The organism is Dechloromonas aromatica RCB (assembly GCF_000012425.1).
This window is the reverse complement of sequence record NC_007298.1, coordinates 4,335,784-4,357,843: the sequence shown is the minus strand read 5'-3', so window position 1 is coordinate 4,357,843 and position 22,060 is coordinate 4,335,784. Positions and strand designations below refer to the sequence as shown.

The following is a 22,060-nucleotide window of genomic DNA, read 5'->3' as shown; positions in this document are numbered from 1 at the left end:
CGGTCCACCATCCCGGGCTATGATGCGTTAATAGAGCTTCATCCCCGGGAGGATTCCATGAAGAAATTGCTCGTTGCCAGCGCGTTAGCCGCCGTAGTTGGCTCAGCGCAGGCTTTTTGCGGCTTTTACGTCGGCAAGGCCGATGCCAATCTGTTCAACGAAGCTTCGCAGGTGATCGTCGTCCGCGATGGCGACAAGACCGTGGTCAGCATGCTCAACGATTACAAGGGCGATGCGAAGGAGTTCGCGCTGGTCGTGCCGGTGCCGACTGTGCTGCAAAAGGGCCAGATCAATGTCGGCGACAAGAAGACTTTCGATCGCCTCGATGCCTACTCGGCGCCCCGTCTGGCTGAATATTACGATCCCAATCCCTGTGATCGACGCCTGTACGAGATGCGGAGCAAGGATGCTGCCGTGGCCCCGATGGCTGCGCCGGTGGGCAGTGCCGCCGCCAAGGCCCTCGGCGTGACCATCGAAGCCAGCTACACGGTTGGTGAGTACGACATCGTGATTCTCTCGGCCACCCAGTCGGATGGCCTGGAAACCTGGCTCAAGCAGAGCGGCTACCGCATCCCGGCCAATTCGGCCAAGGCGCTGGCGCCGTACATTCGCCAGAACATGAAGTTCTTCGTGGCGAAAGTGAATCTGGCCGAGCAGGCCAAGTCCGGCTTCACGATGCTCCGCCCGCTGCAGTTCGCCTACGAATCCGAAAAGTTCATGCTGCCGATCCGTCTCGGCATGGCCAACGCCAACGGCCCGCAGGACCTGATCGCCTACATGCTGACCAAGAATGGCCGCGTCGAGACCAGCAACTACCGCACGGTCAAACTGCCGGCCAACATGGACCTGCCGGTTTTCCTGAAACAGGGCGATGAATTCCGCAATTTCTACAAGGCGATGTTCGGCGAACAGGCAAAGAAAGAAGGCTATCGTGCCGTCTTCACCGAGTATTTTTGGGATATGGGCTGGTGTGACCCGTGTGCCGCCGATCCGCTGTCACCGGAAGAGCTGCGCAAGGCTGGCGTCTTCTGGGTGGGCGCACCGAATAACGAGGTGCAGCCACTGCCGCTGCCCGGTCAGCCGCAGACGCGCATCATGCCGCCGCGGCCGTTTCCCGGAGGCGGTGCACAGCCGGTGATGCTGACCCGCCTGCACGTTCGCTACACCCCAGAAACATTTCCGGAAGACCTGATGTTCCAGGAAACCAAGGATAGACAGAACTTCCAGACCCGCTACGTCCTGCGTCACCCGGCCAAAGTCGAGCCGAACGCCTGCCCGGAAGCCAAGCCTTACCTTGAGAGCGTGATCAAACGTCAGGAAAACGAAGCACAGCAACTGGCCACGCTGACCGGCGGCGACATCAACGCCATTCGCAAGAAACTGACCCTGCCTCCGGTACCACCACAAAAGCCATGGTGGGATGGTTTGTGGGGTAACGGCGCCGCCAAATAGGCCGCCGCTGGGGCAAATTGTCATGGATGCACGCATTTTCCAGATCGGTTTTCAGGCAATCCTGCTGACAGCCGGTGTGCTGCTCCGTGACTTCAGCCTGCTGCCCTTGCAGATGGGTTTGGCGCTCGCTTCGGCGGCGGCAACACAGGCTTTCTGGCTACGTGTTTTCCGGTTGCGGGGAGTCGGCTATCTCAGTCCATTGATCACCGGATTCGGGCTGTCGTTATTGCTACGGGCCGATAGCCTGTGGCTGCATCCGCTGGTCGCCTGCCTGGCGATCAGTGGCAAATTCCTGCTCCGGGTTAACGGCAAGCATGTCTTCAACCCGGCCAATTTCGGGGTGGGTGTGGCCTTGTTGGCCTTGCCCGGGGCTTGGGTGTCGCCGGGGCAGTGGGGCAGCGACCTCGGCATCGCGGTCTGGTTGATTGGCCTTGGCGCACTGGTCGCCCAGCGGGCCTGCCGTGATGACGCCTCCTGGTTGTTCCTGGCCATTTTTCTTGGCCTGCTTGCCGCCAGGCTGTTTCAACTCGGCTACAGCTTCGAGCGGGCGTGGGAAATCTTCTGCCATCAGGCCTTGAACGGCGCCCTGCTGCTGTTCGCCTTCTTCATGATTTCCGACCCGATGACACTGCCCGATCGCCCTGTCGCACGGCGGCTTCACGTCGGCCTGGTCGCCGTTGTGGCATTTGCCTGGCAGTTCCTGTTCTACCGGCCGAATGGGGCCTTGTGGGCGCTTTTGTGTCTGGCGCCGCTGGTGCCGATATGGGATTCGATCTGGCCAGGGAAGCGTCACAATTGGCATGGAAACAGATCGTTACAAAACAATGTTGCGGCGCAAGGTAAAATCCCGGGATGAAATACGAGCCGAAGCCCAACGCCTTCTCGATCCCAGTCCGCGTTTATTACGAGGATACGGATGCCGGCGGTGTTGTTTACTACGCCAATTACCTGAAATTTTTCGAACGCTGCCGTACCGAATGGATGCGCTTTGCCGGCCATGACCAGTCAGCATTGGCTTCGGAAGCCGGCATTGGCTTCGTGGCACGCAAGGCGAGTTGCGAATATCTGAAGCCGGCGCGACTCGACGACGAGTTGATCGTCGGCCTCGAAGTCGAAAAACTGACTCGCGTCCGCGTCATCTTCCGTCAGCACGTCCGCCGCGGCGACGTCGAACTGGTCACCGGTACCGTTGAAATTGCCTGCGTCAACATGGCCACCATGACGCCGGCCGCCATCCCTGATTTCCTGCATCAAAAACTGGAAGCGCTTAAATGAACGTCACCCAGGATCTTTCCATCCTCCATCTGATTCTCCAGGCCAGTGCGGTCGTTCAGGCCGTCATGGCCCTGCTCGCCGGCGTTTCCTTCATGTCGTGGTACTACATTTTCATGAAGCTGTTTTCGGTCAAGCAGGCGAGAAGCAAGACCGAAACCTTTGAGCGCGATTTCTGGTCGGGTGGCGATCTGAACAATCTTTACAACAGCGCAGTGAATGATCGTCACCATGCCGGTTCGATGGAGCGCATCTTCGAAGCAGGCTTCCGCGAATTCACCAAGCTCAAGGGCCAGAAGAACCTCGACCCGAAGGACATCGTCGACGGTTCCCGCCGCGCCATGCGCGCCACCTACCAGCGCGAGATGGATGCCCTCGAATCGCATCTTTCTTTCCTTGCCTCGGTCGGCTCGGTCAGTCCGTACATCGGCCTGTTCGGCACCGTCTGGGGCATCATGCACGCCTTCCGCGGCCTGTCGAATGTCGGTCAGGCGACGCTGGCCTCCGTCGCCCCCGGTATTGCCGAAGCGCTGGTCGCCACCGCCATCGGCCTGTTTGCCGCCATCCCGGCCGTGCTGGCCTACAACCGCTTCTCGCATGACATCGACCGCCTGGCGACCCGCTACGAGTCGTTCATGGAAGAGTTTTCCAATATTCTCCAGCGGCAGATGCGTTAAGCCATGCGCCAGCGCCGTCTAAAAAGCGAAATCAACGTCGTGCCTTATATCGATGTCATGCTGGTGCTGCTCGTCATCTTCATGGTGGCGACGCCGATGATGACGACCGGTTCGGTCGATCTGCCGGCTTCTGGTACGGCGCCGCAGAAACCGGATAAATACATCAAGGTGCAGATCAAGGATGATGGCAGCCTGTCGCTGTTCAATATCAAGGGCGACGAGTCCAAGCTGAAGGGCATCAAGGAACTGAAGGCCGAACTCGCCACCTTGAAGGCGGCTGACGACCAGACGCCAATCCTGATCGCCGGCGCCAAGGAAACGCAGTACAAGAACGTCATCGAAGTGCTCGACGAAGCCAAGCGCGCCGGGTTCCAAAGAGTTGGCCTGGAAACCGCCAGCGCCAGCAAGTAAGTGGACATGATCCTCGACAAACCCGAAGAGCCAGGCAAGAAATACGCGCTGGCGTTCACCATTCTGGTGCACGTGGCCTTGCTTGCCTTTCTGTTCTTCGGGGTGCAGTGGAAGCGAAGTGCGCCTGAGGTGATGGAGGTCGAGCTATGGTCGCCTCGCCCAATGCCGGCACAAGTGGTTCCGCCGCCTCCACCGCCGCCGGAACCGGAAGTCAAGCCGGAGCCGAAGCCAATCCCCAAGGTCGAGCCGAAAGCTGAACCGAAACCCGAGCCGGTGCTGAAAAAGCCGGAAATCGTGGTCAAGGAAGAAAAGAAGAAGCCCGAGCCCCCCAAGCCGGAGCCCAAGAAACCGGAACCGCCGAAGCCTGAGCCGAAAAAGCCGGAACCACCGAAGGCCGAGCCGAAGAAGCCGGAACCGCCCAAGCCGGAAGTCAAAGCGCAGCCCAAGTTTGATTTCAGCAAGGAATTGTCGCGCGAAACCTCGGAATTGAAGCCGCGCCCGAATGCCCAGCAAATGGCCAATGCGGCGGCGGCGGAAGCCGAGCAACGGGCATCGTCGAACAAGCGTGGGCTGGCCGATTACGCGACCAAGATTCGCGTCAAGGTGCGTGGCAACATCATGCTGCCGCCAGCGATACAGGGTAATCCGGAAGCGGTTTTCGATGTCAGCCAGCTGCCGACCGGTGAAGTACTGGACGTCAAGCTGAAGCGCTCCAGTGGCAATTCTGCGCTGGACAGCGCGATCGAGCGTGCCATCCGGAAATCCTCGCCCTTGCCAAAACCGGACGACCCATCGCTTTTCAAGCGTGAACTGGAAATCAAATACCGGCCGTATGAAGAGTAAAATCGCGCGAAACCTTTTGAAAATGAACGCAATGTCCCGAATTTCCCGTCGTATTTTTCTTGCCCTGGCCTTGTCTTTGGCCGGTCTGGCGCAGGCTCAGCTGTCCATCGAGATTACCGGTGCCGGTGCCAATCGGATTCCGGTGACCATCGTCGACTTTCCTGGCGACCCGACGGCTGCCCGCGTGGTCACCGCGACGGTGCGCGCTGACCTGGAGCGAAGCGGCCTGTTCAAGCTGGTCGATAACGGCACCGCCGCTTTCGATGAAAACGCCCCGGTCAATCACGCCGAGTGGAAAGGCAAAGGGGCGGACGCCCTGGCCGCCGGCAGTATCGCCCGCAGCACTGATGGCCGCATGGAAGCCCGTTTCCGTCTGTACGACACGCAAAAAGGCGTATCGCTGGGCGGTGCCGCTTACGTGACCAACAATAGCCAGCTGCGCGCTGCCGGTCACCGCATTGCCGACTTCATCTACGAAAAACTGACCGGCGAGAAAGGGGTTTTCTCGACCCGTATTGCCTATGTCGTCAAGGCGCGTGGCCAGTTCCTGCTGCAGATCGCCGATTCGGACGGTCAGAATGCCGCTACCGCCCTGAGCTCGACCGAACCGATCATTTCGCCGGTCTGGTCGCCGGATGGCGGGCGTCTGGCCTACGTCTCCTTTGAAAAGAAGAAGCCGGTCATCTACGTGCATACCCTGGCTTCCGGTCAGCGTCACATCGTCGCCAATTTCAAGGGTTCCAATTCAGCGCCGGCCTGGTCGCCCGATGGCCGCAAGCTCGCCGTTGTCCTGTCCAAGGATGGCAATTCGCAGATCTACTCGGTCAATGCCGATGGCAGCGGCCTGCAGCGCATCACCCAGTCTTCCGGCATCGATACCGAGCCGCGTTACTCGGCAGACGGCGGCACCATCTACTTCACCTCCGACCGCGGCGGCAGCCCGCAGGTCTATCAGGTCGGCGCCAGCGGCGGTGACGCCAAGCGCGTCACCTTTGAAGGTAGCTACAACGTTTCGCCGCGCCCGGCGCCGGATGGCAAGAGCCTGGCCTTCATCAGCCGGCGTGAAGGTCGCTTCCAGCTCGCCGTGATGGATTTGGCCAGTCGCCAGGTGCAGGTGGTCAGCGATTCCAACAAGGACGAATCTCCAAGCTTCGCCCCCAACAGCCGCATGATCCTGATCGCCACTGAAATCGGCGGTCGCGGCGTACTATCGGCTGTGTCCAGCGATGGCAGGATCAAACAACGCCTCTCGGTCGCCGCAGGTGATGTACGCGAACCGGCCTGGGGCCCTTACTATCAATAATCCTCACCGGAGAACCTCGTGAAAAAACTGCTGATCCCCGCCCTGCTGTCGGCCCTGCTGGCTGCTTGTTCCACCACCCCGCTGCCGGAAGACGGCGGCGCCCCCGTCGAGTCGCGTAGCGGCTCCGGCTCGGGCGTTGCACCGGTGACTGCCGGTGGCCTCGATGCCAGCGGCCTGCCGCGCGAGTTGACCGATCCGAAGAGCAAGCTGTCGCAGCGCAGCATCTACTTCGATCTCGACAAGTACGAAGTCAAGGACGAATACAAGGATCTGGTTGCCGCTCACGCCAAGTACCTGGTCGCCAACAAGGGCTTCAAGGTGCTGCTCCAGGGCAACACCGACGAGCGCGGCAGCCGCGAATACAACCTGTCGCTCGGCCAGAAGCGGGCCGAAGCCGTCAAGCGTTCGCTGACCTTGCTCGGCGTCAAGGATGACCAGATCGAATCAGTCAGCCTCGGCGAAGAAAAGCCGAAGGATGCCGGTCATGACGAAGCAGCCTGGTCGCAAAACCGTCGTGCCGACATCCTCTACAAGGCTGCTGACGGCCGCGGCGAGTTCTAAGCCATGCGCCCGGTTCGAATCGCCCTTCTGATCGCCGCATTGGGTGCCGTCCAGGCCCATGCCGGTGTGTTTGACGACGACGAAGCGCGTCGCCAGGTTGCCGATCTGAAGATCAAGACCGAAGCGCGGTTCGACCAGCAGGCCAAGGCCCAGCTGGATCTGGCCGGCCAGATCCAGCGCCAGGCTGAAGAGATTTCCCGCCTGCGCGGCCAGATCGAAACGCTCAACTACGAGTTGGAGACGGCCAAGAAGCGCCAGCAGGATTTCTACCTCGACCTCGACACCCGCTTGCGCAAATTCGAGTCGCCTGCTGCTGCCGGCGATACGCCCAATGGGACTGTCGCCAAGCCGGCCGTTGATCCGGCCAAGGAAAGCCAGGATTACGAAGCGGCCCTGAATCAGTTCAAGGCTGGTAAATACAAGGAAGCTGCCGTTGGTTTCGGCGCTTTCGTACAGAAATATCCGGACAGCTCGCTGGCCCCCAATGCCCAGTACTGGCTGGGTAACGCCTGGTATGCCCAGCGTGACTGCAAGCGCGCCATCGAGGCGCAAAGTCTGGTCACCACCAAGTATGCCGAGAGCGCCAAGGCGCCGGATGCCTGGCTGGCCATTTCGACCTGCCAGCAGGAAATGGGCAACCCGACCGGGGCCAAACGTTCGCTGGAAACGGTCATTGCCAAGTACCCCTCTGCCCCTGCCGCCGACACCGCGCGCGAACGACTGAAGAAGAAGTAATTGGCACTCCGCATCACCGAAATTTTTTACTCGCTGCAGGGCGAGGCATCGCGGGTCGGGCTGCCGACGGTTTTCGTTCGTCTGACTGGCTGCCCGCTGCGTTGCAGCTGGTGCGACACGACCTACAGCTTTACCGGTGGCGAAGCAGCCACCGTTGAATCGGTGCTGGCGGAAGTGGCCAAATATCCAGCTCGCCAGGTTTGTGTCACCGGCGGTGAGCCGCTGTCGCAAAAGGATTGCCTGCCGCTACTGGCGGCCCTGTGCAATGCCGGCTACGACGTTTCGCTGGAAACTTCCGGCGCGCTCGATGTGTCTGCGGTCGATCCGCGTGTCGCCCGGATCATGGATCTCAAGGCACCGGATTCGGCCGAGTCGGCCAGGAACTTGTGGGAAAACCTGACCGTTCTGACGCCGCGTGACGAAATCAAGATCGTCATCGCTTCGCGTGGCGACTACGAATGGGCGCGCGATGTGCTGCGCCAGAAAAAACTGGATCAAATCTGTTCCGTACTTTTTTCGCCGGCACAGGGGGTGATCGAGCCGCAGTCGCTGGCGGAATGGATACTTGAAGACGGCCTGAATGTGCGCTTCCAGCTCCAGCTGCACAAGCTCCTTTGGGGTAACATGCAGGGAAAATAAGTACGGAGACAAAAGTGACAACTAATCGCCGCAAGTTTTCCCGCATTCCGTTCAAGAGCGAAGCCAGGCTTTTTCTTCCCGATGGGGAATGCTTTGTCGAGGTTCTGGATCTCTCGCTGAAAGGTGCGCTGATTCGCCTGAAGGACTCGATGTTCGTCATGGTTGGTGCCAACGGTACCCTCAAAATTCTGCTCGACAACGTTGGTACCAGCATCCGCATGGAAGTGACCGTCGTGCATCACCTCGCCAACAGCTATGGCCTCGCTTGCCGTGAAATCGATCTGGATAGCGTCACGCACTTGCGTCGCCTGGTTGAACTCAATCTTGGCGATGAAGCGATGGCCGAGCGGGAATTTGCCCTGCTGGCGAATACCTGATCGAATTCCATTCCGTGACTTTTTGCTCACGTTGCCTGTTTTAGGGCTTGCTAGCCCTTTTACCTTACGGTCATAATCCGGCAATAATTTGTCCCTCCCGGATGCCGTTCGGCCGGGAACGGTGATGAGCTTGGGAGGAGCCATGGTTGTAGCGGGGATTTTGTTTTTTGCGTCCAGTCGATTGCGCGCCTTTTCTGTTCCCCTGTTTTCTGCGCAATGAAGTCTAGCCAAGGTGCTGTGCTACCTTGTTGCCCGGACGACGCCAGGCATGGCATTGGCATTAATCCGCCGCTGCTTTGCGATCTGCAGCTTTCGATTTTTGAACACGCGGGTCGCGCGATCATTCTGACCAATCCGGACGGTCTGATTTCCTATTTCAATCGTGCAGCTCAGCAGATGCTGGGTTATACCCCGGAAGAGGTGGTCGGACGTGAGACGCCGTTGCTCTTCCATTTGGCTGATGAAATATCCGCCTGTGCCCGGCTCTATTCATGTGAACCGGATGGTACCCCGCCCGCCGGCTTTGGGGTGTTTATCTCCCGATTGAAGCTGAAAATTCGGGATGAAGCGGATTGGACCTACGTTCGCAAGGATGGCTCGCATCTTCCCGTCAGCTTGGCAGTCAGTGTGCTGCGTGATGCCAAGGGTGGCGTTCAGGGCTATCTCGGCATCGCCTCCGATATTTCGGAGCGGCGACGGATGGAGCATGATTTGCGCATTGCAGCGATTGCCTTCGAGTCCCAGGCGGCAATCATGGTGACTGATGTGAATCAGCGCATTCTGCGGGTCAATCAGGCATTTACCAAACTCACCGGCTACTCTGCCGAGGAAGCCATTGGACAGACGCCCGGCATGCTCAAGTCGGGGCGGCAGGATGCTGATTTCTATGCGGCAATGTGGTGTTCGCTGGGTCAGTGCGGGCATTGGCAGGGCGAAATCTGGAATCGCCGCAAGAACGGCGAGATATTCCCCGAGTGGCTGACGATCAGCGGCGTTCGCGATGGCCGAGGCAAGGTGACTCATTACGTCAGCACCTTTTCCGATATCAGCAACCTCAAGGTCGCCGAATCGGAAATCCACCATCTGGCGTTCTACGATCCACTGACCGCCATGCCGAATCGCCGTTTGTTGCTCAACCGGCTCGATCAGGCGTGTGTTTCCGCCAAGCGCAGCGGGCAGTTCGGCGCCTTGCTGATTATCGACATCGATCATTTCAAGACGCTCAACGATACGCTCGGACACGATGTTGGCGATCACCTGCTGGTCGAGGTCGCCAGGCGGCTTAGCGCTTGCATCCGGGAAGGCGACACAGCAGCCCGCCAGGGGGGCGACGAGTTTGTCGTGATGCTTGAGGAATTGGGCTCGGAGCAGGAGGGGGCCGCTGTTCAGGCTGAGATTGTTGCCGAGAAGATTCGTCTTGAACTCGCCCGGCCCTATCTGCTGAATGGCGATACCGAGTATTTCCGTTCGGCCAGCATCGGGATCAGTCTGTTCTTCGGCCAGGAAAAAACAATCGATATCCTGCTCAAGCAGGCCGATATCGCCTTGTACAAAGCCAAGGATGCGGGTCGCAATGCAATCCGTTTCTTTGACACCGCCATGCAGACGACGCTGGATGAACGGGCTGAGCTGGAAGCAGGGCTCCGCCGGGCGCTGGTGCGCGATGAATTCGTGCTCTATGTTCAGCCTCAGGTCGATGCCGTACGTCGCCTGATTGGCGCCGAAGCCTTGTTACGCTGGCAGCCTCCGGGGCGGGCCATGGTCGCGCCGAACGATTTCATTCCGCTGGCCGAGGAAACCGGGTTGATTGTGCCCATCGGAATCTGGGTTCTGGATCAGGCCTGTGCCGAATTGCGCCGCTGGGCCGATGATCCGCGCAGCGCCAGCCTATTCTTGTCGGTCAACGTCAGCGCTCGCCAGTTTCGGCAGGCCGATTTCGTCGCGCAGGTGGCAGATGCGTTGGCCAGGCATGGCGCCAATCCCCGTTTGCTCAAGCTCGAGCTGACGGAGAGCCTGCTGCTCGACAATGTTGAAGAGGTCATCGAGAAGATGCAGGCCTTGCGTACCATCGGCGTGCGCTTCTCGCTGGACGACTTCGGGACAGGCTATGCCTCCCTGTCTTATCTGAAGCGTTTCCCCTTCGAGCAATTGAAAGTTGATCGTTCCTTCATCCGGGACATCAACATCAATCCGGATGATGCCGCCATCGTCAGGGCCATCATCGCCATGGGCAATACGCTGCGTCTCAGCGTGGTTGCCGAAGGCGTCGAGGACGACTTGCAGCACGCTTATCTCGTCAAGCACGAGTGCAGCTTGTTTCAGGGCTACTTGTTTGGCCGACCGATGTCTTTCGATGATTTTCGGGCCTCGCTGGGGAGCGAACCGCCCCCCAGGGCTGACCCTGCCATTGAGCCAGCCGATAACTGGGTGATCTAGATTCCCAGATAACGGTGCCAGATGCCGTGATCGGCATCGAGCTCGGCCGATGAGCCACGCCAGACGACCTGCCCACGCTCGATGATGGTGTGGCGGTCGGCCAGGGCGATCAGTTTTTCGACATACTTGTCGATGACCAGCACGCTCTGTCCCTCGTTGCGCAAACGGGCCAGGCAAGCCCAGATTTCATCGCGGATCAGCGGGGCGAGGCCTTCGGTGGCTTCGTCGAGGATCAATAAACGCGGATTGGTGACCAGCGCCCGGCCGATGGCCAGCATTTGCTGTTCGCCGCCGGAAAGCTGGTTGCCGAGATTTTTTGAGCGCTCGAGCAGGTGGGGGAAAAGCTCGTAGACACGAGCCGGTGTCCATGGCTCAGCGACGCCGCGCCGGTTGGCGAAAAAGGCCACCAGATGCTCATCGACGGTCAGGTTCGGGAAGCACTGCCGCCCTTCCGGGACCAGCGCGATGCCTGCCCGGCCAATACGATCGGCCCGCCAGCCATCGATGCGCTCGCCGGCAAAGCGGATGCTGCCGGCCTTGACCGGCTCCAGCCCGCAGACGGCACGCAGTGTCGTCGTCTTGCCCATGCCGTTGCGGCCAAGCAGCGTCGCCGCCTCGCCCTCGTTCATGGCCAGATCGAGGCCGAACAGCACCTGGCTCGGGCCATAGGCGACTTCCAGACCGGCAACTTCGAGCAGGGCCGTCATCGGTGGTCTCCCAGATAGGCGCGGCGGACTTCCGGATCAGCCCGTACTTCATCCGGCGTGCCGGTACAGATCAGGCGGCCATTGACCAGTACCGAAATGCGGTCAGCTAGGCGGAAAACGGCCGCCATGTCGTGCTCGACAAGCAGGATGGTGACGTGGCGGGCGAGATGCTCGATCAGTTCGACCATCCGGGCCGATTCTTCGGGACCGGTGCCGGCCATCGGCTCGTCGAGCAGTAGCATTTGCGGCTTGGTGGCCAATGCCATGGCCAGTTCCAGTGCTCGTTGCTCGCCGTGGGCCAGATTGCCGGCGATGGTGTCGATGCGCTGCGCCAGCCCTGTCTGTTCGAGGTAGCTGCGTGCTTCGTCGAACATGGCCGTTTCGCTGCGGGCGGGTCGCCAGAAGCGGAAGCTGCTGCCGGCATCCTGTCGCCCCTGCACGGCCAGCGCCACATTGTCGAGCGCCGACTGGCCGAGGAAGACATTGGTGATCTGGTAAGAGCGCGCCATGCCGACAGCGACGCGCTGGTGCATGGATAGCCGGGTTACGTCCCGGCCAGCAAAGTGCACGCTGCCCGAGTCGGGCTGCAGGGCGCCGGAAACATGGTGAATGAAGGTCGTCTTGCCGGCACCGTTGGGGCCGATCAGCGCATGCACTTCGCCGGCTTCGACGCTGAAATACACGCCTTGAAGTGCGTCGACGGCAGCGAACCGGCGCGACAGGTTGCGGACGTCGAGCAGCGCCTCAGTCATGGCGTTTTCCAAACAGGGCAGCGACGCCTTTGGGGGCGAAAAGCACGACTCCGAGCAGGAGCAGGCCGAGAGCGATATGCCAGTGCTCGGTGACGCCGACCAGGCTTTCTTCAAGCATCAGGAGGATGACCGCCCCGACGACACCGCCATACAGGTAGCCAACCCCACCGATGATGACCATGACCAGCAGGGTGCCGGATTGCGTCCATTGCAGCAGGTTGGGGCTGGCCAGACCGGTCAGGTTGGCCAGCAGGGCCCCGGCCAGCCCGGCCAGAGCACCGCCAAGCGCGAAGCAGATCAGGCGGTAGCGGAAGACCGGATAGCCCAAGGCTTCCATGCGCGTCTCGTTCTCGCGGATAGCCTGGATGACCCGGCCGAAGCGGGCATCGGCCAGCCGTCCGAAGAAGACCATGACCAGCGCCAGGCAACCAAGGGTGGCATAGAACAGTGCGCTATCGCTGGTCAGGCTGAAGCCGCCCAGCGTCATCCGGCTGGCCAGTGGCAAGCCGTCATCGCCGCCCCAACTGCGCGCCGAAACGAACAGGTAATAGGCCATCTGGGCGAAGGCCAGCGTGATCATGATGAAATAGCCCCCCCGCGTCCGCAGGCTGATTGCGCCAACAACCAGTGCCAGCAGCCCGGCGGCGGCCATGGCCAACGGAAAGGCCAGCAGGGCATCGGCGATGCCGCTGCTCATGCAGATCGCCGCCGCATAGGCGCCGGCCCCGAAAAAGGCGGCGTGGCCGAGCGAGAACATGCCGCCGAAACCGAGCACCAGATTCAGGCTGGAGGCCGCCAGCGCGAAGATCAGCACGCGGGTGGCAAAGCCGATATAGAACTCCTGGCCGAAGGCGATCAACGCCGGCGGCAAGGCGAGCAGCACCAGCAGCAGCGCGAGGACGACCGGTTTCTGGTAAGTGGCGGGACGGTAAAAAGCCATCAAGCCCTCGCCGGGAACAGGCCTTGCGGCTTGAAGAACAGGATGCCGGCCATCAGCAGGTAGATCAGGATCGAAGCCAGTGCCGGGCCGAGCGTCGCGGCGGCGTCAGCCGGCAGCAGCGCGCGCAGCAGGGTGGGCAACAGCGCCCGGCCCAGCGTATCGACGGTGCCAACGATCAGGCTGCCGACCAGGGCGCCGCGAATTGAGCCGATACCGCCGATGATGATCACGACGAAGGCCAATATCAGCACGCTTTCGCCCATGCCAACCTGCACGGCAAGCAACGGTCCGAGCAGGCCGCCGGCCAGCGCACAGAGCGCGGCGCCGAAGACGAAAACGGCGGTGAACAGGCCTTGCACGTTGATCCCTAGGGCTTCGGTCATCTCGCGGTTCGAGGCGCCGGCGCGCACCCACATGCCGACCCGGCTTTTTGCCACGAGCAGGTAGAGCAGCCCGGCGACAGCCAAGCCGAAGGCGATGATGACCAGCCGGTAGGCCGGGTAGAAGAAGCCGCCAATCTCGACCGGGCCGGACAGGGCTTCCGGCGGGTTCAACATCAGCGCTGCTGGTCCCCAGATCCAGCGCACGGCTTCGTTGGCAATCAGGATCAGTGCAAAGGTGGCGAGCACCTGCGACAGGTGGTCGCGCTTATACAGCTGCCGGAACAATGACAGTTCCAGCAGCAGGCCGAGCACGGCCGCACCCGCCACCCCGGCACCGAGGCCGATCCAGAACGAATCGGCCGCCAGTGCTGCTGCAGCGACGAAGTAAGCGCCCACCATGTAGAGCGAACCATGGGCCAGATTGATGCAGTCCATGATGCCGAAGACGAGCGTCAGCCCGGCGGCGAGCAGGAACAGCATCAGGCCGAATTGCAGGCCGTTGAGGGCCTGCTCGAGAACCAGCTGCGTCACTTCATCTTGCAGGAAGCAACGTAGGCATCCGCATGGTTGGTGAAGATGGTGCCCATGGTCTTGTTCGTTACCCGGCCTTGGGCATCCTTACCGATGGCGCGCAGGTAGTAGTTCTGCACCGGGTAGTGGTTGGTGTTGAACTTGAAGTCGCCGCGCACGGACTTGAAGCGCTTGGCTTCCAGTGCCTTCTGCAACGCGGCCTTGTCCTCGACCTTGCCCTTCACATCACGCACGGCGGCATCCATCATCAGCGCCGCATCGTAGCCCTGCGAAGCGTAGAGCGAGGGCAGGCGGCCATATTCCTTCTGGAAGTCGGCAACGAAGCGCTTGTTCTCGGCATTGTCCATGTCGTGCGCCCAGTGCGACGAGTTGAACATGCCCATCATCGAGCTGCCGACGGCCTTGATCACGTCCTCATCGGCCGAGAAGCCGGGGGCAAACAGCTGCGTGTCGCGCGACAGGCCGGCTGAAACGAACTGTTTGACGAAGTTGATGCCCATGCCGCCCGGCAGGAAGAAGAACAGTGCATCCGGCTTGGTGGCGCGAATCTGCGCCAGTTCGGCGGCATAGTCGAGCTGGCCGAGCTTGGTGTAGATCTCGTCGGCCACCTTGCCCTTGTAGTAGCGCTTGAAACCAGACACTGCATCCTTGCCGCCCGGGTAGTTCGGGGTGACGATCACGACGTTCTTGTAGCCCTTGTCCTGCACCACCTTGCCGACGGCTTCGTGCAGGTTGTCGTTCTGCCAGGCGACGTTGAAGAAGAAGGGATTGCACTGCTCGCCGGCATACTGCGACGGGCCGGCGTTGGCCGAAATGTAGAAGGTCTTGTTCTCGAAGACGGTCGGGCCGACGGCGAGCATGATGTTGGAGAAGACAATGCCAGTCATGAAATCGACTTTGTCCTTCTTCAGGAACTTGTCGGCCGTTTGTTTGGCGATATCCGGATTCTGCTGATCGTCGGCGATCAGCACCTCGGCCGGCAGATTGCCCAGCTTGCCGTTCAGATGCTTCATGGCCAGATTGAAGCCGTCGCGAATATCGACGCCGAGGCCGGCGCCAGGGCCAGACAGTGTCGAAACCAGCCCAACCTTGATCTGGTCGGCGGCATGGGCGGAACCGGCAAGCATCAGGGCGGCTGCAAGGGCAGTCAGGCGAAGCGACATGGCAATCTCCGGAAAGGCATCAAAGTCGGAAATTGTAGCTTAGTAACAAGCAGATACGGCTCAAATCGGGGTCAATTTCGGGTATATTCGCGCCCCATGATGAAGAAAGCCGTCGTTCTCCTTTCCGGTGGACTCGATTCCGCCACATGTCTGGCCATTGCTCGCAGCCAGGGTTTTGAATCCTATTGCCTGTCCTTCAATTACGGGCAGCGCCATTGTGCCGAGCTGGTCGCGGCCGACCGTGTCGTCAAGGCGCTGGGCGCGGCCGAGCATCGCGTGCTCAATTTCGGGCTGGCCCAGTTCGGTGGCTCGGCCTTGACCGATACCAACATCGCCGTGCCGACCGAAGGCGTGCAGCCGGGTATTCCGGTCACCTACGTGCCGGCCCGCAACACCATCATGCTGTCGCTGGCCCTGGCCTGGGCGGAGGTGCTGGGCAGTCGCGACATCTTCGTCGGCGTCAATGCGGTGGATTATTCAGGCTACCCGGACTGCCGCCCCGAATACATCGCCGCTTTCGAAACCATGGCCAATCTGGCCACCAAAGCAGGGGTCGAAGGCCACAAGCTGTCCATCCACGCGCCGCTGATCGATCTCTCGAAGGCCGAGATCATCCGCACGGGCGCAGCGCTCGGCGTCGATTACAGCCTGACCGTTTCCTGCTACCAGGCCGATGAACAGGGCCGTGCCTGCGGGGTTTGTGATTCCTGCCGCCTGCGGGCCGAAGGTTTCGCCGCTGCCGGACTGGCCGATCCCACTCTTTACCGCGCCTGATCATGGAAACTGCCGTTTCGCCCAATGCTGTTCTCTGGCTGGCCTTTGCCGTTGCCTTCGTGTTTGGCGCCATTGCCCAGAAAACCCACTTCTGCACGATGGGGGCGGTGGCCGACATCGTCAACATGGATGACTGGAGCCGCATGCGGATGTGGCTGCTGGCCATCGGTGTTGCCATCCTCGGCGCCGGCGCGCTGCATGGCGCAGGCTTGATTGACCTCGGCAAGTCGATCTACCGCACGCCGAATTTCACCTGGCTGTCCTATCTGGTCGGCGGTGCCTGCTTCGGTATCGGCATGGTGCTGGCATCCGGCTGCGGCGGCAAGACACTGATCCGCATTGGCGGCGGCAATCTGAAATCGCTGGTCGTCTTCATGGTGCTCGGGCTGGTTGCCTATATGACCATGCGTGGCATCTTCGGCGTCTTCCGGGTCAATGTGCTGGAAAAGGCCGTCATGACTTTCCCCGGTGGGCAGGACATCCCGGCGCTGCTGGTCGCGCTTGGTCTGGAAGCAAAAACAGCCTTCCTGCTGGCGGTCATCGCCATTGGCGGCGGATTGACCGCATTTTCGCTGCTCAAGCGCGATTTCTGGACCTTCGACAACCTGCTCGCCGGTTTTGGCGTCGGTCTGACCGTAGTCGCCGCGTGGTATGTCAGCGGTCACCTCGGGTATATTGCCGAGCACCCGGATACGCTGGAAGAAGCCTTCATCGCCACCAACAGCGGTCGCATGGAAGCGCTGAGTTTCGTCGCACCGCAGGCCTACTCGCTGGAGTTGCTGATGCTGTGGTCCGATAGCAGCCGCACCGTCAGTTTCGGGATTGCCACGGCGCTGGGCGTGATTGCCGGCTCCTTCGTCTGGTCCATCGTGACGCGCAGCTTCCGCTGGGAGGGTTTTGCCGGTATCGAAGACACCGCCAACCACCTGCTCGGCGCGGCGCTGATGGGCTTCGGCGGGGTGGTCGCCATGGGCTGTACGGTTGGCCAGGGCATTTCCGGCTTTTCGACGCTGGCACTCGGTTCCATCGTCACCTTTCTGGCCATCGTCGGCGGTGCAGCCGCGACGCTGAAGTTCCAGTACTGGCGACTGATGCGCGAGGCCTAGGTGTCGCTCAGGCTGACTCGTTTTCCTTCAGCTTCTCGATGACCAGCGGGAAGGCACCCGAGCCGATCAGGGCGATGGCGGAAACGATGAAGGCCAGTCCGGCCATCGGGTCGTCGAGCACCGGATGCAGGCTGGCGCCGAAGCCGGCCAGACTGATGGCGCCAGGAATGGCGCAAAGCACCCCGAGAGCGGTCAGGGCAAGGAAAGAGAACGGGTAGCGGCGCATTGCGTGAGTGTAGACGAGCGCCGGATTCGGCGCGATGATAGGCACCTATTTTAACGTTTCAGGATGTGCTTATGAACCGTCGCCTTTTCCTGCGCTCCGTGGCTGCCATCTCGGCGCTGGGGGCGGCCGAGTTCGCCCCGTGGCAGGCGATGAGCGCCTTCGCCGAAGAGATCAGCGATTTCGTGCGTGGCCCGGCAATCAAGGACTATCCGCTGCGCCAGATCTCGAAGCATGTCTGGATCATCTTCACGCCCGATGCTTTCCCGACGCCGGAAAACCAGGGGATGATGAGCAACGTCACCTTCGTCAACACCAGCCAGGGTATCGTGGTCGTCGATACCGGTGCTTCGGTGCAGATCGGCGAAATGTCCATCCGGCAACTGGAGCGCTCGCTGAAAAAGCCGGTCATCGCGATCATCAACACCCATTACCACGGTGACCACTGGCTGGGAAATCATGCCTACGTCGATCGCTACGGCAACAGCCTGCCGATCTATGCCCACCCCGGCACCATTCAGGCAGTCAAGGGAATTCAGGGCAGTCTGTGGCTGACGCTGATCGAAAAGGCGACCAACCAGGCCTCGCTCGGCACCCGTATCGTGCCACCCAATACGCCGCTCGAACATGGGGCCGTGCTCAAGTTTGGCGATGTGACCCTGCGCATTCATCACTATGGCACCGTGCACACGCCCTTCGATCTGTGTGTCGAAGTGGTCCAGGACGGCGTGACGCTGGTTGGCGATATTGCGATGGACCGGCGCATTGCCAATATGGATGACGGTTCCTATCTCGGCACTTTCAAGGCCTACGACACGCTGGTCAAGAAGACGGGAACCCGGATCTGGCTGCCGGCGCACGGCGAACCGGGCGAACACGTGCTGAAATGGAACCGCGAACTGTTCGAAGGCATCTACCGCCCCTGCGAGCAGGCCGTCAAAAATGGACTACCGCTCGAAGAGGCCAAGGCGCTGGTTCTCAAGGACCCGCGCGTCGCCAGCCGGGCCCGGGAAACCAGGGGTTTCGAGGCGAATATCGGCAAGTACGTCAGCATCGCCTACCTGGAGGCCGAAGCGGCCGGCTTCTGAGCGGCGAACCATCTGCGCTTTTCGTGTTCTGAGGAAAGGGCTGGCCGGCACGCCACTTGCTGCATGCCGGAATAGCCTGATTTTCTTGCCAGAAACCCGACACGATGAACGCCCCAGAATCCCTGCCTGTTGAATTTCCCGTCTTCGACAACAGCTTCGCCGCACTGCCCGAAGCTTTCTACACCCGCCTTGAGCCGCATCCGCTGCCTGAACCTTACGTGGTCGGTGTCAGCACTGAGGTGGCTGACTTGCTCGGCCTGCCTGCCGAGTTGATGAATAGCCCCCAGTTTGCCGAGATCTTTGCTGGCAACCGCCTCCTGCCGGGCAGCGAACCCCTGGCCGCCGTTTATTCCGGCCACCAGTTTGGCGTCTGGGCCGGGCAACTTGGCGACGGACGGGCGCATCTGTTGGGTGGTCTGCGCAATGATCAGGGACACTGGGAAATCCAGCTCAAGGGGGCGGGACGAACGCCCTACTCGCGCGGTGCCGACGGCCGAGCCGTGCTGCGTTCGTCGATTCGTGAATTCCTTTGTTCGGAAGCGATGGCCGGCCTCGGCGTGCCGACGACGCGGGCCTTGTGCGTGATCGGGGCCGATCAGCCGGTACGCCGCGAGGAAATCGAAACGGCTGCCCTGGTGGCCCGCGTCGCACCGGGCTTCGTGCGTTTCGGCTCCTTCGAGCACTGGGCTTCGCGCGATCGAAGCCGCGAATTGCAGCAACTGGCTGATTACGTCATCGATACCTTCCGCCCGGCGTGCCGCGATGCAGAAAACCCCTACGATGCGCTGCTGCGTGACATTTCCCGCCGTACCGGCGAACTGATCGCCCACTGGATGGCGGTCGGCTTCATGCATGGCGTGATGAACACCGACAACATGTCCATCCTTGGCCTGACACTGGACTATGGCCCCTTCGGTTTCATGGAGGCCTTCGATGCCGGCCACATCTGCAATCACTCGGATCACCAGGGGCGCTATACCTATCGCAACCAGCCGCATGTCGCCCAATGGAACCTCTACTGCCTGGCCGATGCTTTCCTGCCGCTGTTGAAGCATCCGGATATCTCCCGGGTGGCAGTCGATGAAACCTATGGCGATGCCTTCGCCCAGACCTTCGAGCGCCTGATGTGCGCCAAGCTCGGCTTGCGTCATGCCTTGCCGGATGACGAAAATTTCATCGGTGAAACCTTCGGCTTCCTGCAGCAGCATCGGCCGGACTTCACGCTGTTTTTCCGTCGGCTGTCTCGACTGAGTGGCGGGCTGGACGGGGAAGCCATGGCCAAAGCCGATGCCCCTTTGCGCGACCTGTTTGTCGATCGAGCCGCCTGCGATGCCTGGCTGGCCAACTGGCGGGCCAGGCTGGCGCAAACGCCGTGGGACGATGGCGAGCGCCAGGCATCCATGCTCGCCGCCAATCCCAAATACGTGCTGCGCAACTGGCTGGCTGAAGCGGCAATCCGCAAGGCGAAGCTGAAGGATTATTCCGACGTGCAGCGCCTGCTCACCTGTCTGCGCCGGCCCTACGACGAGCAGCCGGAATTCGACGATCTGGCCGCCTTGCCGCCCGACTGGGCCAGCGGCCTGGAGGTCAGCTGTTCGAGCTGAGCGGCGTTTTTCGGGCTTCTTTCAGCCAGCGCAGCATGATCATGAACAGGTTGTCCGGATCGACCGGTTTGGCGATGAAATCGTTCATGCCAGCATCCATGCAACGTGCGCGGTCCTCGGCAAAGGCGTTGGCGGTCATCGCGATGATCGGCACGTCGGCATAGTCTGGAATCTCACGGATGGCCTGGGTGGCGCCGAGGCCATCCAGCTCTGGCATCTGCATGTCCATCAGGATCAGGTCGTAGCGGTGTTGCAGTGCCATTTCCAGTGCCTGGGCACCATCTGGTGCAATGTCGACGGCAAAGCCAAGCGTTTCGCGTAATAGTTCGAGCGCGACTTCCTGATTCACCCAGTCGTCTTCGGCAACCAGGATGCGGCTCTTGCCGAATTCGGTTTTCAGCCGTTTTTCAGCCTCGACGCCATCGTTGTGCGCCTCGACTGTCGGAGCGTGCAGCGGTTCGGCTCGCTGCAGACGGACCGTAAAGGTAAATTCGCTGCCGGCCCCCGGTGTGCTGACGACCTGGATTTCCCCGCCCATCAAGCGAACGAGGCGCTGGCAGATCGGCAGACCCAGTCCCGTCCCGCCATATTTTCGCGTGGTCGAACCATCAGCCTGTTCGAATGGGTTGAAAATCCGTCCGATCGCCTCCGGGGCGATGCCGATGCCGGTATCCCTGACCGACAGTTCGATGTGCACCGCTTTTTCGTCGTCCTCGACGACGCGGGCGACAATGCGGACCTCGCCGCGCTCGGTGAATTTGATCGCATTGCCGGCCAGGTTGAGCAATACCTGTTGCAGGCGAAGCGGGTCGCCAAGCAGGCGCAACCCCTTGAGCCGGGAGTCGACGTCGAGAATGAAGCGCAGGCGAGCCGATTCGGCGCGCGGTGTCAGCAGGCTGGCCACATCGGCGGCCAGTTCGGGAATTGAAAAGGCGGTCTGCTCCAGCGTCATCCGTTCTGCATCGATCTTCGACAGGTCGAGAACGTCGTTGAGCAATTGCAGCAGATGATTGGCCGCATTGTCGATCTTCCCCAGCTTGTCCACCTGGAGCGGGTCGGCGTTTTGGCGCTTGAGCATGTAGGTCATGCCGATGATGGCATTCATCGGCGTCCGCAATTCATGGCTCATGTTGGACAGGAAAGTACTCTTCGCCCGGCTGGCCGCTTCGGCTGCTTCCTTGGCCACGGACAGGGCCTGCGTCCGTTCCTGCACGGTGTCTTCGAGGTGATCGCGTTGATCGGCCAGTTGCCGGTCGCGCTCGGCGATTTCCGCGAGCATTGAATTGAAAGTATCGCCCAGGCGACCGATTTCGTCGTCCGAATAGATCTTGGCGTGGCGCGAATAATCCTTCGAATTGGCGACGTATTGCGCCGTATCGGTCAGCGAGCCGAGGGCGGCGAGGATGGCAGCCAGCATTTTGCTGGCGATGGCAAAGGCGATCACGAACGAGATGGTCAGGGCCAGCAGCGAAAGAGCCAGGTTCCAGGCGATGGCTTGCCAGACCTGATTCAGGCTGGCTGTAATCGATACGGTGCCGACCACCCCGTCTTCCGAGCGGATGGGCACGGCGACCGTGACATTTGACCAGTCGGCATAGACGGCACGTTCGCGATGCGGTCGATCGCCGAGATTGACCTGGGCGGGCAGCTGGCGATTGACGGCATCGAAGATGTAGCGAAAATCCGAGTCGAGGCCGAGCAGACGTACGGTCAGGACGTCCGGATGCTCGGCAAACGAACTCAGCAGCTGCTTGGCCCCCTTGGTGTCCTTGAATTCGATGACCGCCGAGGCATTGAAGGCGACGACATCGGCCATGGCGAACAATTCGTTCGTTTTCGCCTGGCGTCGCTGGTCAATTTCACGAACTGCAAAGGTCAGGAAGGAAAGCAGCAGACCGATCCCGAGTGACACTGCGATGGCCAGCGCAATTTTCTTGCGGATGGTCTGGCGGGTACCACTCATCAATCGCCTCCGAGGACTTGTTAGGCAAGACGCAGCATTTGCGAACCGGGGGTTAGTCCACTCCGGGACAGGGATTTGCATTGACGACGAATTGAATCCGGCCACTGCTACGGGCCTGTT

At 60.9% G+C, this 22,060-nt stretch carries 23 protein-coding genes; 16 read left to right on the top strand and 7 right to left on the bottom strand.

Going from position 1 to position 22,060, the window contains the following annotated elements; translation table 11 throughout:
- The first annotated feature begins 57 nt into the window (after positions 1–57).
- The 12 genes from DARO_RS20680 to DARO_RS20625 all read left to right on the top strand — a co-directional run bounded on the left by DARO_RS20680 (position 58) and on the right by DARO_RS20625 (position 10,706).
- Positions 58–1,452 (top strand): DUF2330 domain-containing protein, encoded by a 1,395-nt coding sequence (locus DARO_RS20680; protein WP_011289779.1) that lies wholly within the window; start codon positions 58–60, stop codon positions 1,450–1,452.
- A gap of 22 nt (positions 1,453–1,474) precedes the next feature.
- Positions 1,475–2,308, top strand: a complete 834-nt coding sequence (locus DARO_RS20675) for an RnfABCDGE type electron transport complex subunit D (protein ID WP_011289778.1) — start codon at positions 1,475–1,477, stop codon at positions 2,306–2,308.
- Positions 2,305–2,727, top strand: a complete 423-nt coding sequence (gene ybgC, locus DARO_RS20670; RefSeq protein ID WP_011289777.1) for a tol-pal system-associated acyl-CoA thioesterase — start codon at positions 2,305–2,307, stop codon at positions 2,725–2,727. Before DARO_RS20675 ends, ybgC begins: the two co-directional genes overlap by 4 nt.
- Positions 2,724–3,401 carry a protein TolQ gene (gene tolQ, locus DARO_RS20665; RefSeq protein WP_011289776.1) on the top strand — a complete coding sequence of 226 codons (678 nt, stop codon included), beginning with the start codon at positions 2,724–2,726 and terminating at the stop codon, positions 3,399–3,401. Before ybgC ends, tolQ begins: the two co-directional genes overlap by 4 nt.
- Before the next feature lie 3 nt (positions 3,402–3,404).
- Positions 3,405–3,812: a protein TolR gene (gene tolR / locus DARO_RS20660; RefSeq protein ID WP_011289775.1), complete on the top strand. Its 408-nt coding sequence runs from the start codon at positions 3,405–3,407 to the stop codon at positions 3,810–3,812.
- 6 nt (positions 3,813–3,818) lie between these two features.
- The gene (locus DARO_RS20655; protein WP_011289774.1) at positions 3,819–4,655 is read left to right on the top strand and encodes an energy transducer TonB; all 837 of its coding nucleotides are present in this window, start codon (positions 3,819–3,821) and stop codon (positions 4,653–4,655) included.
- Positions 4,656–4,677: 22 nt separating this feature from the next.
- Positions 4,678–5,958 carry a Tol-Pal system beta propeller repeat protein TolB gene (gene tolB / locus DARO_RS20650; RefSeq protein ID WP_497463009.1) on the top strand — a complete coding sequence of 427 codons (1,281 nt, stop codon included), beginning with the start codon at positions 4,678–4,680 and terminating at the stop codon, positions 5,956–5,958.
- Between the two features lie 18 nt (positions 5,959–5,976).
- A complete protein-coding gene (pal, locus tag DARO_RS20645; protein ID WP_011289772.1) occupies positions 5,977–6,519 on the top strand; it encodes a peptidoglycan-associated lipoprotein Pal in 543 nt (180 codons plus the stop codon).
- A 3-nt stretch (positions 6,520–6,522) separates the two neighbouring features.
- Complete coding sequence (gene ybgF / locus DARO_RS20640; protein ID WP_011289771.1) at positions 6,523–7,254, top strand: tol-pal system protein YbgF; 732 nt, start codon at positions 6,523–6,525, stop codon at positions 7,252–7,254.
- Positions 7,255–7,893, top strand: a complete 639-nt coding sequence (gene queE / locus DARO_RS20635) for a 7-carboxy-7-deazaguanine synthase QueE (protein ID WP_011289770.1) — start codon at positions 7,255–7,257, stop codon at positions 7,891–7,893.
- Positions 7,894–7,907: 14 nt separating this feature from the next.
- Positions 7,908–8,270 carry a PilZ domain-containing protein gene (locus tag DARO_RS20630; protein WP_011289769.1) on the top strand — a complete coding sequence of 121 codons (363 nt, stop codon included), beginning with the start codon at positions 7,908–7,910 and terminating at the stop codon, positions 8,268–8,270.
- A gap of 216 nt (positions 8,271–8,486) precedes the next feature.
- Positions 8,487–10,706: a bifunctional diguanylate cyclase/phosphodiesterase gene (locus tag DARO_RS20625; protein WP_011289768.1), complete on the top strand. Its 2,220-nt coding sequence runs from the start codon at positions 8,487–8,489 to the stop codon at positions 10,704–10,706.
- Here DARO_RS20625 and DARO_RS20620 read toward each other — a convergent pair.
- Genes DARO_RS20620 through DARO_RS20600 form a run of 5 tightly spaced genes read right to left on the bottom strand, consistent with a single transcriptional unit; the run spans position 10,703 to position 15,182 of the window.
- Entirely contained in the window at positions 10,703–11,413 is a 711-nt protein-coding gene (locus DARO_RS20620) for a branched-chain amino acid ABC transporter ATP-binding protein (RefSeq protein WP_011289767.1), read from the bottom strand. The two genes, DARO_RS20625 and DARO_RS20620, sit on opposite strands and share 4 nt — an antisense overlap.
- Positions 11,410–12,165 (bottom strand): ABC transporter ATP-binding protein, encoded by a 756-nt coding sequence (locus DARO_RS20615; RefSeq protein ID WP_011289766.1) that lies wholly within the window; start codon positions 12,163–12,165, stop codon positions 11,410–11,412. The genes DARO_RS20620 and DARO_RS20615 overlap by 4 nt, the downstream gene beginning before the upstream one ends.
- Complete coding sequence (locus DARO_RS20610) at positions 12,158–13,105, bottom strand: branched-chain amino acid ABC transporter permease (RefSeq protein ID WP_011289765.1); 948 nt, start codon at positions 13,103–13,105, stop codon at positions 12,158–12,160. The genes DARO_RS20615 and DARO_RS20610 overlap by 8 nt, the downstream gene beginning before the upstream one ends.
- A complete protein-coding gene (locus DARO_RS20605) occupies positions 13,105–14,019 on the bottom strand; it encodes a branched-chain amino acid ABC transporter permease (protein WP_011289764.1) in 915 nt (304 codons plus the stop codon). The genes DARO_RS20610 and DARO_RS20605 overlap by 1 nt, the downstream gene beginning before the upstream one ends.
- Positions 14,016–15,182, bottom strand: a complete 1,167-nt coding sequence (locus DARO_RS20600) for an ABC transporter substrate-binding protein (protein ID WP_011289763.1) — start codon at positions 15,180–15,182, stop codon at positions 14,016–14,018. Before DARO_RS20600 ends, DARO_RS20605 begins: the two co-directional genes overlap by 4 nt.
- 96 nt (positions 15,183–15,278) lie before the next feature.
- Here DARO_RS20600 and queC point away from each other — a divergent pair, with 96 nt between their 5' ends.
- Both queC and DARO_RS20590 read left to right on the top strand, forming a co-directional pair.
- Positions 15,279–15,956 carry a 7-cyano-7-deazaguanine synthase QueC gene (gene queC / locus DARO_RS20595; RefSeq protein ID WP_011289762.1) on the top strand — a complete coding sequence of 226 codons (678 nt, stop codon included), beginning with the start codon at positions 15,279–15,281 and terminating at the stop codon, positions 15,954–15,956.
- A 2-nt stretch (positions 15,957–15,958) separates the two neighbouring features.
- Positions 15,959–17,062, top strand: a complete 1,104-nt coding sequence (locus DARO_RS20590; RefSeq protein WP_011289761.1) for a YeeE/YedE family protein — start codon at positions 15,959–15,961, stop codon at positions 17,060–17,062.
- A 7-nt stretch (positions 17,063–17,069) separates the two neighbouring features.
- Here DARO_RS20590 and DARO_RS20585 read toward each other — a convergent pair whose 3' ends face one another.
- Entirely contained in the window at positions 17,070–17,288 is a 219-nt protein-coding gene (locus tag DARO_RS20585; protein ID WP_011289760.1) for a hypothetical protein, read from the bottom strand.
- A gap of 71 nt (positions 17,289–17,359) precedes the next feature.
- Here DARO_RS20585 and DARO_RS20580 point away from each other — a divergent pair, with 71 nt between their 5' ends.
- Together DARO_RS20580 and DARO_RS20575 are read left to right on the top strand one after the other, a co-directional pair.
- Positions 17,360–18,373 (top strand): MBL fold metallo-hydrolase, encoded by a 1,014-nt coding sequence (locus tag DARO_RS20580; RefSeq protein ID WP_011289759.1) that lies wholly within the window; start codon positions 17,360–17,362, stop codon positions 18,371–18,373.
- Positions 18,374–18,477: 104 nt separating this feature from the next.
- Positions 18,478–19,977 (top strand): protein adenylyltransferase SelO, encoded by a 1,500-nt coding sequence (locus DARO_RS20575; protein ID WP_011289758.1) that lies wholly within the window; start codon positions 18,478–18,480, stop codon positions 19,975–19,977.
- On the opposite strand, the gene DARO_RS22040 is transcribed toward DARO_RS20575, so the two are convergent.
- Positions 19,961–21,940: an ATP-binding protein gene (locus DARO_RS22040; protein WP_011289757.1), complete on the bottom strand. Its 1,980-nt coding sequence runs from the start codon at positions 21,938–21,940 to the stop codon at positions 19,961–19,963. The genes DARO_RS20575 and DARO_RS22040 overlap by 17 nt on opposite strands.
- Positions 21,941–22,060 lie beyond the last annotated feature (120 nt).

Excerpts from the sequence above, each read along its gene's own strand:
- DARO_RS20680 (WP_011289779.1), top strand. The coding sequence starts at position 58 with ATGAAGAAATTGCTCGTTGCCAGCGCGTTAGCCGCCGTAGTTGGCTCA.
- DARO_RS20675 (WP_011289778.1), top strand. The coding sequence starts at position 1,475 with ATGGATGCACGCATTTTCCAGATCGGTTTTCAGGCAATCCTGCTGACA.
- ybgC (WP_011289777.1), top strand. The coding sequence starts at position 2,305 with ATGAAATACGAGCCGAAGCCCAACGCCTTCTCGATCCCAGTCCGCGTT.
- tolQ (WP_011289776.1), top strand. The coding sequence starts at position 2,724 with ATGAACGTCACCCAGGATCTTTCCATCCTCCATCTGATTCTCCAGGCC.
- tolR (WP_011289775.1), top strand. The coding sequence starts at position 3,405 with ATGCGCCAGCGCCGTCTAAAAAGCGAAATCAACGTCGTGCCTTATATC.
- DARO_RS20655 (WP_011289774.1), top strand. The coding sequence starts at position 3,819 with ATGATCCTCGACAAACCCGAAGAGCCAGGCAAGAAATACGCGCTGGCG.
- tolB (WP_497463009.1), top strand. The coding sequence starts at position 4,678 with ATGAACGCAATGTCCCGAATTTCCCGTCGTATTTTTCTTGCCCTGGCC.
- ybgF (WP_011289771.1), top strand. The coding sequence starts at position 6,523 with ATGCGCCCGGTTCGAATCGCCCTTCTGATCGCCGCATTGGGTGCCGTC.
- DARO_RS20625 (WP_011289768.1), top strand. The coding sequence starts at position 8,487 with ATGAAGTCTAGCCAAGGTGCTGTGCTACCTTGTTGCCCGGACGACGCC.
- DARO_RS20620 (WP_011289767.1), bottom strand. The coding sequence starts at position 11,413 with ATGACGGCCCTGCTCGAAGTTGCCGGTCTGGAAGTCGCCTATGGCCCG.
- DARO_RS20615 (WP_011289766.1), bottom strand. The coding sequence starts at position 12,165 with ATGACTGAGGCGCTGCTCGACGTCCGCAACCTGTCGCGCCGGTTCGCT.
- DARO_RS20610 (WP_011289765.1), bottom strand. The coding sequence starts at position 13,105 with ATGGCTTTTTACCGTCCCGCCACTTACCAGAAACCGGTCGTCCTCGCG.
- DARO_RS20600 (WP_011289763.1), bottom strand. The coding sequence starts at position 15,182 with ATGTCGCTTCGCCTGACTGCCCTTGCAGCCGCCCTGATGCTTGCCGGT.
- queC (WP_011289762.1), top strand. The coding sequence starts at position 15,279 with ATGATGAAGAAAGCCGTCGTTCTCCTTTCCGGTGGACTCGATTCCGCC.
- DARO_RS20590 (WP_011289761.1), top strand. The coding sequence starts at position 15,959 with ATGGAAACTGCCGTTTCGCCCAATGCTGTTCTCTGGCTGGCCTTTGCC.
- DARO_RS20585 (WP_011289760.1), bottom strand. The coding sequence starts at position 17,288 with ATGCGCCGCTACCCGTTCTCTTTCCTTGCCCTGACCGCTCTCGGGGTG.
- DARO_RS20580 (WP_011289759.1), top strand. The coding sequence starts at position 17,360 with ATGAACCGTCGCCTTTTCCTGCGCTCCGTGGCTGCCATCTCGGCGCTG.
- DARO_RS20575 (WP_011289758.1), top strand. The coding sequence starts at position 18,478 with ATGAACGCCCCAGAATCCCTGCCTGTTGAATTTCCCGTCTTCGACAAC.
- DARO_RS22040 (WP_011289757.1), bottom strand. The coding sequence starts at position 21,940 with ATGAGTGGTACCCGCCAGACCATCCGCAAGAAAATTGCGCTGGCCATC.